We start from the raw sequence: 15857 nt of genomic DNA, 5'->3' as shown, positions 1-15857 counted from the left end.
CCTCCGCCGTTACCGCTCAGAGGGAGCGGTGGCGGCGCGGGATCCCGGCGATGTCGATCCCGAAGACGTCTCTGAGACGGGAGGCGAAGAGCCGCTCGAGCTCCGCGCAGGTCGGGTCGCCCTCGGCCCAGATCCGCGCGGCTCTGCAGGCGTCATCGAGTCGGCCGGCGGTGACGGCCGACCACCACTCCGGTTCGGCCGCGGCCTCGAGGAGCGCGCGCGCAGCCTCGACGTCGAGCCGGAGGCGGGCGAGAAGTCCCCGCGTCAGATCGGGGTCGGCCTTGGCCGCCCACAGGTCGTCGATGTGCGCGTCGAGGGTCGCATCGCCGATACGGCACGCGTCGAAGACCACGTCGCGTGCGTCGGTGCGCGACAGAGGGCGGGCGTCGTCGCTGCCGACCGCGGTCATGACCGCTCCGGCGTCACGGGGGCGCGGGCGACGGTCGGCCGGATGGGCGGGGTTCTCTTCACGGGGTCCTTCGGCGGGCGGGGCGGGGCGGGGCGCGGGCGGCGGTCGGAGCACTCGTCCGGAGCGGCCGCAGGGGGGGCGTCGGTCCTGGTCGTCGGTGTCCTGGCCGGTGTCACGGCGTCTGACGCGGGGGACGTGCAGACGTCTGCGGGACGACGAGGCCGACCGGTGCGGTGCCCCTCGTCGACGACGGTACCTGAACGCATCCTCAGGCGAGGAGGTGTTGACAGGGCCTGGTCTTGTGCGCGCTTCCGGGATGCGCGCACCCCTCCCCACTCATTGCCGACCCCGAGGCACTTCGCCTAGGCTGACCCGGGGCTTTGTGAACGGTCACATCGCCCGAGCGAGGAGCACCATGGACCAGCGACGGCCCACCCCGGCCGAGGCGATCACGAGCGGCGCGACCGCCCTCGGCATCGAGCTCGGCTCCACCCGGATCAAGGCGTGCCTCGTCGATGCCGCCGATCCCTCGATCGTGCTCGCGGTCGGCAGCCACGAGTGGGAGAACCAGTTCGTCGACCGGCGCTGGACCTACTCCCTCGACGCCGTCCACGAGGGCCTGCAGGCCGCCTACGCCGACCTCGTCGCCGATGCGCACGAGCGCCACGGCGCGACCCTCACCTCGGTCGGCGCCCTCGGCGTCTCGGCGATGATGCACGGCTACCTCGCGTTCGACGCCGCCGGCGAGCTGCTGGTGCCGTTCCGCACCTGGCGCAACACCAGCACCGGACCCGCGTCGGCCGAGCTGACCGAGCTGTTCGGCGCGAACATCCCGCTGCGCTGGTCGCTCGCGCACCTCCACCAGGCGGTGCTCGACTCCGAGCCGCACGTCGAGAGGATCGACTTCCTCACCACCCTCGCCGGCTACGTGCACTGGAGGCTGACGGGCGAGAAGGTCCTCGGAGTCGGCGACGCGTCGGGCATGGTCCCGACCGACCCCGCGACCCGCGACTACGACGAGACCGTGCTCGAGCGCTACGACGCGAAGGTCGCCGGCGCCCTGCCGCCGCTGCGCGACCTGCTGCCGACCGTCCTCCCCGCCGGCGCCGCCGCCGGCGAGCTCACAGCCGAGGGCGCGCTGCTGCTCGACCCGACCGGCGCGCTCGAGCCCGGAGTCCCGTTCTGCCCGCCCGAGGGCGACGCCGGCACCGGCATGGTCGCCACCAACTCCGTCGCCCCGCGCACCGGCAACGTCAGCGCCGGAACGAGCATCTTCGCGATGGTCGTGCTGGAGCGCCCGCTCGAGAGCGTCCACCACGAGCTCGACCTGGTCGCGACTCCGGCCGGCGACCTCGTCGCGATGGTGCACTGCAACAACGGGGCCAGCGAGCTCGCGACCTGGGTGGGCCTGTTCTCGCGCTTCGCCCAGGCGCAGGGCGCCCCCTCCGACAGCGACGCCGTCTACGGCACCCTCTTCGCGGAGGCGCTCGCGGGCGAGGCCGACGCCGGCGGGCTCCTCGCCTACAACCACCTCGCGGGCGAGCCGATCGCCGGGCTCGACGAGGGCCGCCCGCTCGTCGTGCGCACCCCCGACTCCCGCCTCACCCTCGCCAACTTCATGCGCGCCCAGCTCTACGGGGTGTTCGGCACCCTCGCGCTCGGCATGCGCGTGCTCGCGGGCGAGGGCGTCGTCATCGACGAGATGTTCGCGCACGGTGGCATGTTCCGCACGGCCGGGGTCGCTCAGCGCTTCCTGGCCGGTGCGCTCGACGCGCCCGTCTCGGTCGCCGCGACCGCCTCCGAGGGCGGACCGTGGGGCATGGCGGTGCTCGCCGCCTACCGCCTGACCGACGGAGTCGCGCTCGACGCCTACCTGACCGACCAGGTCTTCGGAGACGGCGAGTTCGAGACCGTCGCGCCCGACCGCGACGACGTCGCCGGATTCACCGCCTACCTCGAGCGCTACCGCGCCGGCCTCGCCGTCGAGCGCACCGCCGTCGACACCCTCACCACGCAAGGAGACACCGCATGAGTTCCGAGAGCACGGGCTTCGGCCCCGACATCGAGGAGGCGATCACGCGCGTCCGCGAGGACGTCGCCCGCCTCCACGCCGAGCTGGTCCGCTACGGCCTCGTCATCTGGACGGGCGGCAACATCTCGGGCCGCGTGCCCGGCGCCGACCTGTTCGTGATCAAGCCGAGCGGCGTCTCCTACGACGACCTCGCCCCCGAGAACATGATCCTCTGCGACCTCGACGGAGTCGTCGTGCCGGGCAGCCTCGGGAGCGAGCGCGGCCCCTCGAGCGACACCGCGGCGCACGCCTACGTGTACCGCCAGATGCCCGAGGTCGGCGGAGTCGTGCACACGCACTCCACCTATGCGACCGCCTGGGCGGCGCGCGCCGAGGCGATCCCCTGCGTCATCACCGCGATGGCCGACGAGTTCGGCGGCGAGATCCCCATCGGCCCGTTCGCGATCATCGGCGACGACTCCATCGGCCGCGGCATCGTCGCGACGCTGACCGGCCACCGCTCGCGCGCGGTCCTGATGCAGAACCACGGAGTCTTCACCATCGGCAAGGACGCGAAGGACGCCGTGAAGGCGGCCGTCATGGCCGAGGACGTCGCCCGCACCGTGCACCTCGCGCGCCAGGGCGGCGAGGTCGTCCCCATCCCGCAGGAGTCGATCGACGCCCTGTTCGACCGCTACCAGAACGTCTACGGACAGAACCCGACCGGAGCCCTCGCATGACGAGCATCATTCCCGACCTCACCACCCGCACCGTCTGGTTCCTCACCGGCAGCCAGGACCTCTACGGCGAGGACACGCTCCGCCAGGTCGCCCAGCAGTCGCAGGCCGTCGTCGCGCAGCTGAACGAGTCGTCGTCCATCCCCGTGACGATCGAGTGGAAGCCGGTGCTGAAGAGCTCCGGTGCGATCCGCCGCACCATGATCGAGGCCAACTCCGACGACTCCGTCGTGGGCGTCATCACCTGGATGCACACCTTCAGCCCCTCGAAGATGTGGATCCACGGCTTCGACGCGCTCGCGAAGCCGCTGCTGCACTTCCACACCCAGGCGAACGTCGCCCTGCCGTGGCAGGACATCGACTTCGACTTCATGAACCTCAACCAGGCCGCGCACGGCGACCGCGAGCACGGCTACATCCTCAGCCGGATGAGCGTCCCGCGGAAGACCGTCGTCGGTCACGCGAGCGACCCCCGCGTCACCGGGAAGATCGGCATCTGGTCGCGTGCGGCCGCCGGCTGGTCGGCATCGCAGGGCATGAAGGTCGCCCGCTTCGGCGACAACATGCGCAACGTCGCCGTCACCGAGGGCGACAAGACCGAGGCCGAGATCCGTCTCGGCGTCAGCGTCAACACCTGGGGCGTGAACGAGCTCGTCGAGCGCGTCGACGCGGCGTCCTCCGAGCAGATCGACGCCCTCGTCGCCGAGTACGTCGAGAGCTACGACGTCGTGCCCGAGCTGCTCCCCGGCGGCGAGCGCCACGAGTCGCTGCGCTACGGCGCCGCGATCGAGATCGGCCTGCGCTCGTTCCTCGAGGAGGGCGGCTTCGAGGCGTTCACCGACAGCTTCGAGGACCTGGGCGGGCTGCGCCAGCTGCCCGGCCTCGCGGTGCAGCGCCTGATGGCCGACGGCTACGGCTTCGGAGGCGAGGGCGACTGGAAGACGGCCGTCCTCATCCGCATCGCCGCCGTCATGGGAGCCGGGCTCCCCGGCGGCACGAGCCTCATGGAGGACTACACCTACGACATGACGCCCGGCGAGGAGCTGATCCTCGGCGCCCACATGCTGGAGGTGTCGCCCGCGCTGTCGTCGACGCGCGCGTCGCTCGAGATCCACCCGCTGGGCATCGGCGGCCGCGAGGACCCGGTGCGCCTGGTCTTCACCGCTGACGCCGGTGACGCGGTCGTGGTCGCGCTGAGCGACGTGCGCGAGCGCTTCCGCCTGGTCGCCAACAAGGTGACGACGGTCGTGCCGCCGCAGACGCTGCCGCACCTGCCCGTCGGCCGCGCCGTCTGGCAGCCCGCCCCCGACTTCGGCACGAGCGCCGCCGCGTGGATCACGGCCGGCGCCGCGCACCACACGGTGATGACGACCCAGATCGGTCTGGAGGCGTGGGAGGACTTCGCCCGCATCGCCGGCGTCGAGCTGCTCGTCATCGACGAGTCGACCACGCTGCGCGGCTTCGAGGCCGACATCCGCTCGAACGCGGCCTACTACCGCCTCGCCCAGGGCCTGTAGGTCCTCCGGTCCGCACAAGTAAGGCTGAGAGCCCGATTCCTCCGATTCCTCGGCGGTTCCGGGCTTTCAGCCTTACTTGTGCGGCTCCCGTCAGCGCGAGGTCGAGAAGGCGGCGTCGAAGGCGTCGGCCGGGGGCGTGATCGCGTTGAGCTTGCGCACGAAGGCGAGCGCCTCGGGTGCACCGCTCAGGCGGTCCATGCCCGCGTCCTCCCACTCGACGCTCGTCGGGCCGGAGTAGCCGATCGCGTTGAGCGCGCGGAACACCGGCTCCCACGGCACCGCGCCGTGCCCGGTCGAGACGAAGGTCCAGCCGCGGCGCGGGTTCGCCCACGGCAGGTGCGAGCCGAGCACGCCGTTGCGTCCGTCGAGGTTCGTGACCGACTCCTTCACGTGCACGTGGAAGATGTGGTCGGCGAAGTCGAGGATGAACGCGACGCTGTCGAGCTGCTGCCAGACGAAGTGCGAGGGGTCGAAGTTGAAGCCGAACGACGCGCGGTGCCCGATCGCCTCGAGCGTGCGCTTCGCGGTCCAGTAGTCGTAGGCGATCTCGCTCGGGTGCACCTCGAGGGCGAAGCGGACGCCCACCTCCTCGAAGACGTCGAGGATCGGGCCGAAGCGGTCGGCGAAGTCCTGGTAGCCGGCGGCGATCCACTCGTCGGAGGCGGGCGGGAACATCGCGACGCCCTTCCAGATCGAGGAGCCCGAGAAGCCGTTGACCTGCGTCACCCCGAGGGCGGCGGCGAAGCGCGCGGTGTCCTTGAGGTCCTGCGCGGCGCGCTGCCGCACGCCCTCCGGATCGCCGTCGCCCCAGACGCGGTCGCTGAGGATGTCGCGGTGCCGGGCGTCGATCGGGTCGTCGCAGACGGCCTGCCCGGTGAGGTGGTTCGAGATGGCGAAGACCTGGAGCCCGTTGCGGGCGAGGATGTCCTTCCGGCTCTGCACGTACTCCGCGTCGTCCCAGCGGGCGACGTCGATGTGGTCGCCCCAGCAGGCGATCTCGAGGCCGTCGTAGCCCCACTCTCCTGCGAGGCGCGCCACCTCCTCGAAGGGGAGGTCGGCCCACTGGCCCGTGAACAGCGTGATCGGTCGCGTCATTGCGGTTCCTTACTCTCGTCGCCGATTCCCCGCGCGCCCGCGAGCCGCAGGGAGGATGATTTGAAGTTCAACGCAACATATCAGGACCCCCTGCTCGGCAGGAGGCCGTCACCGGAAGGAACGACCCATCCGTTCGACCACCTGCGCACCGTCGCGCACCGCCTCATGACCGCCTCCGTCTTCGTCACTGCGACCGACGCCCCGACCTGGGAGGAGGGACTGATCGTCGGCAGCGGTCGGATCGGAGCCGTCGCGCACGGCCCGTCCGACGCGATCACCGTCTCGCTGGCGCACGAGCGATGGTTCCTCCCGGTGAACGCGCGCCCCGATGCCCCCGATCTCTCGCCCGTCCGCGACGATCTGCACCGCGCGCTCCTCGCAGGCGACGCCGACGCCGCGAGCGCCGCGCTCGCCGACGGCGCCCGCGCGAGCGGCTACGGCGAGGGCCTGATCTGGACCGATCCGCTGGGCCTCTGCGCCACCCTCACGATCCGCACTCCCGGAGGCGTCACCGAGACCCGACGCCTGATCGACCCGCTCGCGGGCGAGGCCGCCGTCGAGTGGACCGACCTCGAGGGCGGGCGTCACGCGCTCCGCCTGCTCGCTCCGCGGGGCGGGGAGTCCGCGTGGTTCGCGCTCGAGTCCGACCGCGAGACCACGACCACGATCGAGCTCGGCCTGGGCGCCGGCGACGCCACCTCGTTCGACACCGGCGTGCCCGACGCCTCGGCCGCGGTCACCGCGCGGGTCGAGGGCGGCGACCGCGGCCTCCTGATCGCCGACGCGGGCGAGGGGCGTGACGCCGTCCGCGCGAGCGTCGCCGCCGACTCCGGAGCCGCCTGGCAGGTCGTCGGAGGCGTCACCCGCTCGAGCGTGACCAGCGGCCCCGGTGCGCCGGGACTGGCCCGCCTGAGGATCGCGCTCGCTCCCGACGCGATCGGAGAGCCCGCGGGCGCCGCGTCGTGGGACGAGCTGCGGAGGACGCAGCTGGCGGCGCACGGCGAGCTCGTGGGAGCCTCGGCCCTCGACCTGCACGGCGCCTCCTCGGCGTCGCTCACCGAGGACCTCTGGGCACGGGCCCGCGAGGGCGACGACGCCGCGCGACGCCGCGTCGTCGAGATCGCCTACCTCAGCGGGCGCGCGAACATCATCGCGTCGACGGGCGAGCTGCCGCCGACCCTCCAGGGCGTCTGGCAGGGCACCTGGCGGCCCGCCTGGTCGGCCGACTACACGCTCAACGGCAACGTGCAGAACGGCGCGATGGCCGGGATGATCGCGACGGGCACGCCCGAGCTCGCCCTCTCCCTCCTCGAGCTGCTGCTCGCGCACCTCGACGACTACCGCGACAACGCGCGCCTCGTCTTCGGCGCCGAGGGGATGCTCCTGCCGTCGAGGATGTCGACGCACGGCCGGGCGGACCACTTCGGCGAGGCCTACCCGCACCTGTTCTGGACGGGTTGCGGCGGCTGGGCGCTGCGGATCGCCGCCGACGCCGTGTCGGCCACGGGCGACCGCTCCCTCGTCGACGACCGGCTGTGGGAGCTGACGGAGGGGGTGCTGCGCTTCGCCGAGACCGCGACGACCGTGGTCGACGGTGTCCGCCGCCTCATCCCGTCCTACTCCCCCGAGAACACTCCCGGAGGCGCGCGGGTCCCGATCGCGACCGACGCGACGATCGACGTGGCGATCCTCCGCGATGCCGCGCGGGCGACGGCGCTGCTCGGCCGGGCGCGCGGCGACGACTCGCTCGATGTTCGCTGGGCCGAGGTCGTGCGCGATCTGCCGCCCTACCGGGTGGCCGACGACGGCACCCTCGCCGAGTGGCTCGACCCCCAGTGGCCCGAGCAGATCGCGCACCGTCACGCCTCCCAGCTCTACCCGCTCTGGTACGAGCTCGACCCCGCGTTCGAGGGCGACGGCGCGGCGCGACTGCGCGCGGCGGCGGCCCGGACCGTCGCAGACAAGATCGCCTGGCGGGCGGAGGCGCCCACCGCTCCCCCGGGACGCATGGAGATGGCGTTCGGCCTGGTCCAGGTCGGCACGGCGGCGGCGGCCCTCGGCGACGCGGAGGCGGCACTGACCTGCGCCGAGTGGCTCGCCGTGGAGCACTGGAGCCCGACGCTGACGACCCGGCACGACGCCGGGCGCATCTTCAACCTCGACGCGAGCGGCGGTCTGCCGGGACTGGTCGCGGCCATGCTGCTCGGCTCGACGGGCGACTCCCTGACGGTGCTGCCGGCGCTGCCCTCGGCGTGGGCGAGCGGCTCCGTCATGGGGCTGCGGGCGCGCGGCGGTCTGATCGTCGATCGGCTGGAGTGGGCGCCGGGACGCGCCTCGCTGACCGTGCGGCGCGTGCCGGGCGCCGAGTGGCTCGCACCCGTGGAGGGGACCCTGGTGCGCGGTCCGCGCGGAGCCTCCCTCCGGATCGGCGGCGTCGCCGCGGAGGGGTCACGCCTGCGCGTCGGCCGCGAGCCCGTGCACGTCGAGCTCGAGTGGAGGGAATGAGGGCGGCATCACGGCAGGCGCGGCCGGTAGCTCCTCGTCACGGGTGAGAGCGGAGTCGTCGGCTCGCGCTTCACGATGACGAGGCGCTGCACGAGGGCCGGCGTTGTCGGCGTCATCTCGAACCGGCACTCCAGCTCGCCCTCGCGGCCCGGCACGGCGAACGAGAGCTGGGCGGCGGAGGCGCTCCAGAGCAGCCGGTCGGCGAGCGGGCGGGGTTCGTCCGCGAGACCGCCCACCTCGGCGATCGCGGCGGCGAGGCGGCGGGCGCGCACCTCGGCCGGGACGTCGCTGAGCAGGTTCGGACTGAAGAGCGCCGAGGCGTCCGTCAGGTCGCCCGAGGCGATCGCAGCCTCGATCGCCCGTGCCGCCTCGACCGTCGACGGCAGCAGCACGATCTCGCGGGCGGGAGGCTCGAACTCCTCCAGTGCGGCGCGCAGCAGCGCGGCGGCCGTGGGGCCGAGCTTCGCACCGTCGGCGTTGGCGAACACGACGACCCCGATCCCCGACGCGAGGTGCCAGCGCATGTTCGACGACCAGCCGGGCAGACCGCCCGAGTGCTGCGCGATCGCGCCGAACCGCACGTCCTGCTCGAGGACGAGGCCCATCCCGTAGGCGGTGCCCTCGGCCCTGCCCTCCGCGCTCCGATCGGTGATCGACGGCATGATCGTGGCGCCCCGCTGCATCTCGCGCCGGGAGGCCCGGCTGAGCACCGCGTCCCCCGACTCCGCGGGGTCGAACGCGCTCGAGAGCCAGGCGCTCCAGCGGGCGATGTCGGTGACCGTGCTGAACAGGCTCGCCGCGCAGGCGCCCGCTCCCGAGGCGACGACGGGCCGCTCGACCCAGGTCGCCCCCTCGTCGTAGGTGCTGAACCCGCGCGCGACGTCGTCGTCGTCGTCGTAGTCGGACACTGCGTAGCGCGTGTCGTCGAGCCCGAGCGGCTCGAGGAGCGCGCAGGTCGCGAACTCGGCGAACGTCTGCCCCGTGAGGTTCTCGACGACGACCCCGAGCAGCCAGAAGCCGATGTTCGAGTACTGGTACACGCCTCCCGGCCGCTCGGTGAAGGCCAGGCCCCGCGCGACGACGGCGAGGAACTCGTCGCGCGTCATCCCCATGACGTGGTCGGCCCAGCCGTTGTCCTCCGGAAGCCCCGAGCAGTTGGTCAGGAGCATCCGCAGCGTGACCGGCACGACGGAGCCGTCGTCGACCGGATCGGCGAACTCCGGCACGTGCGCCGACACGAGGTCGTCGAGGTCGAGAAGCCCGCGGTCGCGCAGCACCAGCACCGCCGCCGCCTCGACGCTCTTCGACATCGACGCGATCCGGTAGACCGTCCCGAGCGCGGGCGGGCGCCCGTCGGTGCCGTGCTCGCCGATGCTGTGGTGGAGGAGGACCCCCTCGCGGTCGAAGAGGGCGAACGTCGTCGACGGCGCGGTCGGCGGCGAGGAGGCGAGGCGCTGCACGAGCGCGTCGACCAGGGCCGGCGGCAGGGTCGGTGTCGCGCCCGCTGCCGGCGTCCGAGGGTCGGGCATTCGCGCTTCGGATGTCATCCGGCAAGTCTTCCGCAGGCGCTGGGCGTTCATCGCGTCGAAGTCGCGTCAGCGAGCTGTGTTCTGCGAGACCATTCGACTGTCATGCTGCACCGGCGGGTGACTCTGCACACGCTGGCGATTCTCGGTGAGGGCGCTGGCGGCTGCGATCAGGGTGCGTCGATGGTTGAGGATGCGGTCGTCGCCCAGCGGGTCGCTTCCGTCCACTCCTCGTAGTCCGACAGGGGTGAAGAACCAGGCCTGCGCCATGCCGTAAAGGAGCACGAGCACGTCGATCGCAGCCGCTCGATCACCGAAGACCGGCAGCATCGACTCGACCTTCTCGGCATAGACGCGAGCATCGTCCGGTCCGAGATCGGGTCGCTCGAGCTCCCGCCACAGGCTGATCCGCACCCCGGAGGGGCGCGCGTGGTGGTAGTCGAACAACCGCCCGACCCAGCCGGGCAGGTCGTCGACATCGACCGGGACGGCCGTTGCCATCGCTGTCAACTCGCGGTCGAGCGTCAGGGCGAAGAGGTTCTCCTTGCTGACGAAGTGGGCGTAGATGAGACGGACATTGGATGCGGCGCCCGCAGCGATCCGGTCGATACGAGCGCCGGCGAGCCCGCGCTCGGCGAACTCGATCGAAGCGGCTGCCAGAATCCGCTCCCTGGTCGCCTCGGCGTCTCGCTTCATCCACCCAGCCTAGTGAAACGTCTTCTTACATACGCTAGTCTCCAAGTAAGAGACCACTTACTTAGGAGCATCGATGGACCGAGCAACACGGCGCGCCCTGGCGATCACCCCGGCGTCGTCGGCCTCCGCGCGGACTGTGGACATCTCGACGACGGGAGCCCGCACCGGTCGCGTCAGGCGCATCGAGATCTGGTTCTACCGTGTCGACGGCGAGATCTACCTCACCACGCAGCCCGCCAGGCGCAGCTGGTACGCCAACCTCCTCGCCCATCCCGAGTTCACCTTCCATCTCAAGAACGGCGCCCGAGCCGACCTCGCGGCGACGGCGGAGCCGGTACTCGACTCCGACGAGCGACAGCACATCTTCAGTGCCATCGTCGACGACCTGAATCAGCCGCTGCACCGCGGCTACCTGTCACAGCCGGTCGAGCCCGTCGGGGACTGGACCTCCGGTAGCCCCCTCATGCACGTCACCTTCCACTGACCCAGAGGACATCACCATGCAGACACGCACACTCGGAACGCAGGGCCTCACCACCTCCGCCATCGGCTACGGCTCGATGGGCATCTCCATGGCCTACGGGGCGAGTGACGCCCCTGGCGCTGCAGCCATCACGGCCGCCTTCGATGCAGGGATCACCCACTTCGACACCGCCGAGCTCTACGGGTGGGGCCAGAACGAGGAGATCCTCGGCAAGGCGGTCGCACCGTTCCGCGACGAGGTCGTGATCGCCACCAAGTTCGGTTTCACCCCTGATTACGGCTTCGACAGTCGACCCGACCACATCCGAGAGGTCGTCGAGAACAGCCTGCGCTTCCTCGGCACCGACCGCATCGACGTGCTCTACCAGCACCGCTTCGACCCGACCGTGCCGATCGAGGACGTCGCCGGCACCGTCAAGGAACTCATCGACGCCGGGCACGTGAAGTACTTCGGCCTCAGCGAAGCCGGAGCCGACACCATCCGGCGCGCGCACGCCGTTCTCCCCGTCTCCGTCCTCCAGACCGAGTACTCCCTGTTCGAACGAGACGTCGAGCAACTGTTCCCCCTGCTCCACGACCTCGGGATCGGCCTCGTCCCCTACTCACCACTCGGGCGGGGATTCCTCACCGGCACCGCGAAGCCTGCGGGCCAGTACGACGAGAACGACATGCGCAACACAGACCCGCGCTGGCAGCCCGGCAACTTCGAGAAGAACCTCGCCGCCACCGAACAACTGCAGCACCTGGCCACGTCCCTCGGCGCGACCGTCGGTCAGCTCGCCCTGGCCTGGCTCCTCGCACAGGACGATCACATCGTCCCCATCCCCGGCAGCCGCGATCCCCAGCGCGTGGCGGAGAACGCCGCCGCCGCCGACCTCATCCTGACATCGGCCCAGCTCGAGCAACTCACTCGGATCCTGCCCACCGGCGGCTTCGGAGCCCGATACACCGCAGAGAACATGCCCGTCTGGCAGTGACTCGCAACGCCCCCCTGAGAGCAATGCCAGCGCAGTCTTCTCGCGGGACCAAGGCTGAGGCGTCACCGCGCCTCGGCCTCGGCGGGGATCCGGGATCCCCGCCCAGAGGGTTCTCAGTGCCCGTCGGGCGATCGGCTCACGGGTGACCGGGGCGACAGAAAAGCCGCCGCTTATCGCTGCGGTTCACAGGACGAGAATCATTCGAACGCGGATGTGCCGATCGGGGAGCCACGGTACGGCCGGGGACCAGCTACGCACTGGCGAGAACGAGCGTCGCTGACATACTTGCCGCATGACGGTGGCCAAGCCCGTCGTCGGACGCGAGCGGGAGACAGAGGCCCTCCGAGACGCCATCCGCGACGTCGACAACGGCGGTTCCGCGTTCGTGATCGACGGAGAAGCGGGGATCGGCAAGTCGTCGCTGGTCACGGACGTCATCGAGTACGCGACCGGCCGCGGCGCACGGATCCTCACGACCATCGGCACCATAGCCGAGTCGACGGAGCCGTACGCCGCGCTGCACATGCTCCTGTACCCGCTGCGGGGCAGCATCGCGTCGCTGCCTGCACCGCAGCGACACGCGCTGGACGTCGCATTCGGGGTCGAGACTGGTGTCCAGCCCTCGCCGCTGCTCGCAGGACTCGCGGCGCTGACCCTGCTCTCCGATGCCGCCGCCGAGCATCCCCTCCTGGTCGTCGCCGAAGACCTGCACTGGATCGACGTGCCGTCCGAGTGGGCACTGCGGATGATGGCGCGACGTGTCGCCGAGGATCCGATCGTCATGGTCATGACCACACGGGACACGGACACTGCGGTGGAGACGGGGCTTCGACGCCTGCATCTCGCCCCGCTGGACGAGGCGGCTGCCGACGAACTTCTCGAGGGGATTCCCGAGGCTCCCCGGGGTCAGGCTCGACGCGACCTCTTGCTTCGAGCCGAGGGCAATCCGCTGGCGCTGCGCGAACTCGGCCGCTCGGCATCAGCGGGCCGGACGCGGGATCGACCCACCGTGGGCAGGGTCGAGCAGGAGTTCGCCGATCGATACGCGAAGCTGGACCAGACGATCAGGCTGGCCGTGCTCGCCGTCGCGCTGTCCGAGGGCACCAGCGCGGAGGAAGCGGCGCGCGTGGCCGCGCGCACCATCGGGCGGTTCCCCGCGCCGACATGGACGGAGCAGGCGTCAGCGTCCTCACTCCTCGAGTGGGGCGCTCCGCGCGCCATCCGGTTCCGCCATCCGCTCGTCCAGTCGGCGGTGCTGACAGCGGCGTCGCCGACCGAGCGGGCCGCAGTTCTGCGGTCGCTCGTGCTCGAGCACGAGCACGATCCGGCGCGGACGATCTGGTGGCGTGCCGAGCTGGCCACCGGCCACGACGATCCGCTCGCAGAGGAGATCGCCGCGCTCGGCGACGGCAGCGCGGCGATGTCCGACCCGTTCGCCGCGAGCCGCGCCTACGAGCGCGCGGCCGAACTGACATCGGACGTCGCCCGCCGAGTCGAACGGCGTGTCGTCGCCGCGGAACTCGCCGGCCTGTCGGGGAGGATCTCGGAAGCGTCGCTCCTGGTGCAGCGGGCACGCGACGAGGCGCCTGATCGGCTGCTCGCGGCGCGCGCGAAGTGGGTCGCCGAGACCCTGCCCACCAGCACGAACCGGCTCGCTGCTGGCGACCTCGAGCCGGCGCTGCACGCCGTCTCCGAGATGCAGGCGGCCGGCGGGAGAGAACTCGCTGCGGCCGCTCTGCTGCATCTGGCCGCTATCGCGTGGGATCACACCTCCGAGGCGAACCCGGGCGACCCGATGCTCGTCGTCATCGAGGCCCTCGCGCTCCCGGACGACGATCCGCGGTCGATCCTCTTGGCGGCCCGGACCGAGCCGGTGGCTCGCGGCGACAGCGTGCTGGAACATGCGCTCGCCTCGGCTCCGACGGCCCTGGACGAGGAATCGGCATGGCTCCTCGGGTATGCGCTCAACCTCGTCGGCGAGATCGACACGGCCCGCGTCCTGCTCGATCGGGCTCTCGCGAGCATGCGGGCGCGGGGGGACCTACGGACGTTTCCTCAGGCGCTCATGGGCGATTCCATGACCACCTACCTCGCCGGCGACGTCACGACGGCCCGTGTCCTCGCAGAGCAGGCCGTGATGCTCGGCCGCGACCTGGGAGACCCGGGCTTCTCTGCCGCGGCGCGATGCGCGCTCGCCTGGTTCGACGCCCTCGACGGTCAATCGCCGGACATCGAGCGGATCGCGGGCGGGAGCGAGGCGGGCCGCCAAGTCCTCCGCTCCAGCGCGATGCGAGCGACAGTCCTCGGGGCGGCCGGGGCCGCGCATCTCGTCTCCGGCCGAGCGGCGGATGCCCTCGAGTACCTCCGCTGCCTCTTCGACCCCGATGACGATGCTTATCACCCGTGGTTCGCCGTCGTGACCTCCCACGACTTCGTCGACGCCGCGCTGGAGTCCGGCAAGCGCACAGACGCCGAGCGACGGCTGGCGGACCTCGAAGTGCTCCACGCGCGCTGGCACGCACCCATGGTTCGGGCGGCCGTCGACTACGCCCGGCTCGCGCTCGTGACCGACGACCGACTCGAGTCGGCGTGGGAGGCGGTGCGTCACGAGCGCTGGCCGATCCCGTACTTCCAGGCTCGCGCGCTCCTCCGACTGGGCCGACGTCTTCACCGGACAGGCCGGGGCGATGCTGCCCGCTCCGTTCTGCACGCCGCCCTCGATCTCTTCGAGGCGATGCCCGCGCCGGCCTGGGAGGAACGTGTGCGAGAAGCACTCCGGGCCGCTGGGGAGAGATCGTCGGCCTCCGGGCGGCGAAGCCTCGAACTGCTCACCCCGCAGGAGCTTCGTGTCTGCACACTCGCGGCGCGAGGTATGAGCAACCGCGCCATCGGTGAGCGCCTCTTCGTCTCGCCTCGGACGGTGGGTTCGCACCTGTACGCGGCGTTCCAGAAGCTCGGGATCTCGCGCCGGCAGCAGCTGCCGATGGTCCTGTCGACCGACGGCACCCTGAATCCGTCCGCGGACGACTAAGTCACTCGGCGCCGGATCTCGGTCATCGCGACCGATGCGCCGCCGCGGCGCGCGGCCGTACCGTCACGAGCGGAATCACGCACCTCCGCTACCGGCACAGTCCCGCGCCACCAGGTGCGGTTCAGGAAGGACATCGCCATGCCCGACTCCCCCACCATCGTCCTCGTCCACGGAGCGTTCGCCGACGCCGCCAGCTGGGCGCCCGTCACGAAGCTCCTCCTGGACCAGGGCCACCAGGTCTTCGTTCCGCCGGTGTTCAACCGCAGCCTGTCCGGGGATGCGGCCTACATCAAGTCCTTCGTCGAGCAGATCGACGGACCGGTCCTCCTCGCCGGGCACTCCTACGGCGGGGCGATCCTCACCGTCGCCGGCGTCGCCGAGAACGTCGTCGGCCTCGTGTTCGTCGCGGCCTACGCACTCGAGGAGGGCGAGAGCCTCGGCGCCCTGCAGGGAGGGTTCCCCGACAGCGACCTCGCGGCGAACCTCGTGTACGCGCCGTACCCGATCGACGGCGCCGAGCCCGGAACCGACGTCTCCGTGGCGATCGATGCCTTCCCCGCCGTGTTCGCGGACGGGCTCGAGCTCGAGAAGGCGAAGGTCCTCGCGGTCTCGCAGCGTCCGTTGTCCGCAGTCGCCTTCGGCGAATCAGCGTCCGTGGCCGCGTGGAGGACCACGCCGTCCTGGGGCATCGTCTCCAGCGCCGACCGCACCATCAACCCGGACGTCGAACGCTTCGGTTACAAGCGCGCCGGGGTCCGCAGGGTGATCGAGATCGACGGACCTCATCTGGTGATGCAGACGCACCCCGCCGAGGTCGCCGCGTTCATCACCGAGGCCATCGCCGAACTCGGCTGACCTCGAGCCGATCGC

The 15857-nt window shown here is 71.4% G+C and carries 12 protein-coding genes; 8 read left to right on the top strand and 4 right to left on the bottom strand.

Annotated features, from left to right (window positions below; translation table 11 throughout):
- Nucleotides 1–16: 16 nt before the first annotated feature.
- The gene (locus B9Y99_RS10605) at nt 17–409 is read right to left on the bottom strand and encodes a hypothetical protein (protein ID WP_085476583.1); all 393 of its coding nucleotides are present in this window, start codon (nt 407–409) and stop codon (nt 17–19) included.
- Between the two features lie 415 nt (nt 410–824).
- On the opposite strand from B9Y99_RS10605, the gene B9Y99_RS10600 reads away from it, so the two are divergent.
- From B9Y99_RS10600 to araA, 3 genes are read left to right on the top strand one after another with little or no spacing between them, the layout of a single operon-like run.
- Nucleotides 825–2441, top strand: coding sequence for a xylulokinase (locus tag B9Y99_RS10600; protein WP_085476582.1), 1617 nt, complete (start codon nt 825–827; stop codon nt 2439–2441).
- A complete protein-coding gene (locus B9Y99_RS10595; RefSeq protein WP_085476581.1) occupies nt 2438–3160 on the top strand; it encodes an L-ribulose-5-phosphate 4-epimerase in 723 nt (240 codons plus the stop codon). The genes B9Y99_RS10600 and B9Y99_RS10595 overlap by 4 nt, the downstream gene beginning before the upstream one ends.
- The gene (gene araA / locus B9Y99_RS10590) at nt 3157–4674 is read left to right on the top strand and encodes an L-arabinose isomerase (protein WP_085476580.1); all 1518 of its coding nucleotides are present in this window, start codon (nt 3157–3159) and stop codon (nt 4672–4674) included. Before B9Y99_RS10595 ends, araA begins: the two co-directional genes overlap by 4 nt.
- A 90-nt stretch (nt 4675–4764) precedes the next feature.
- Here araA and B9Y99_RS10585 read toward each other — a convergent pair whose 3' ends face one another.
- Nucleotides 4765–5769, bottom strand: coding sequence for a sugar phosphate isomerase/epimerase family protein (locus B9Y99_RS10585; protein ID WP_085476579.1), 1005 nt, complete (start codon nt 5767–5769; stop codon nt 4765–4767).
- A gap of 60 nt (nt 5770–5829) precedes the next feature.
- Between B9Y99_RS10585 and B9Y99_RS10580 the strand changes: the two genes are divergently transcribed.
- On the top strand, nt 5830–8274 hold the full coding sequence (locus B9Y99_RS10580; protein ID WP_129588001.1) for a glycosyl hydrolase family 95 catalytic domain-containing protein: 2445 nt from the start codon (nt 5830–5832) through the stop codon (nt 8272–8274).
- A gap of 8 nt (nt 8275–8282) precedes the next feature.
- Here the strand turns inward: B9Y99_RS10580 and B9Y99_RS10575 are convergent, their stop codons facing one another.
- A complete protein-coding gene (locus B9Y99_RS10575) occupies nt 8283–9821 on the bottom strand; it encodes a serine hydrolase domain-containing protein (protein ID WP_165759595.1) in 1539 nt (512 codons plus the stop codon).
- Between the two features lie 48 nt (nt 9822–9869).
- Nucleotides 9870–10496 (bottom strand): TetR/AcrR family transcriptional regulator, encoded by a 627-nt coding sequence (locus B9Y99_RS10570; RefSeq protein WP_085476576.1) that lies wholly within the window; start codon nt 10494–10496, stop codon nt 9870–9872.
- Nucleotides 10497–10569: 73 nt separating this feature from the next.
- On the opposite strand from B9Y99_RS10570, the gene B9Y99_RS10565 reads away from it, so the two are divergent.
- From B9Y99_RS10565 to B9Y99_RS10550, 4 genes are all read left to right on the top strand, one after another.
- Nucleotides 10570–10980 (top strand): nitroreductase/quinone reductase family protein, encoded by a 411-nt coding sequence (locus B9Y99_RS10565; RefSeq protein ID WP_085476575.1) that lies wholly within the window; start codon nt 10570–10572, stop codon nt 10978–10980.
- A gap of 16 nt (nt 10981–10996) precedes the next feature.
- Nucleotides 10997–11956 (top strand): aldo/keto reductase, encoded by a 960-nt coding sequence (locus B9Y99_RS10560; RefSeq protein WP_085476574.1) that lies wholly within the window; start codon nt 10997–10999, stop codon nt 11954–11956.
- Nucleotides 11957–12248: 292 nt separating this feature from the next.
- Nucleotides 12249–14987, top strand: a complete 2739-nt coding sequence (locus tag B9Y99_RS10555; RefSeq protein ID WP_085476573.1) for a helix-turn-helix transcriptional regulator — start codon at nt 12249–12251, stop codon at nt 14985–14987.
- Nucleotides 14988–15125: 138 nt separating this feature from the next.
- Nucleotides 15126–15842, top strand: coding sequence for an alpha/beta fold hydrolase (locus B9Y99_RS10550; protein ID WP_085476572.1), 717 nt, complete (start codon nt 15126–15128; stop codon nt 15840–15842).
- Nucleotides 15843–15857 lie beyond the last annotated feature (15 nt).

This window comes from Rathayibacter oskolensis (assembly GCF_900177245.1).
GTDB lineage: Bacteria > Actinomycetota > Actinomycetes > Actinomycetales > Microbacteriaceae > Rathayibacter > Rathayibacter oskolensis.
This window is presented reverse-complemented; position numbering and strand designations above follow the sequence as displayed.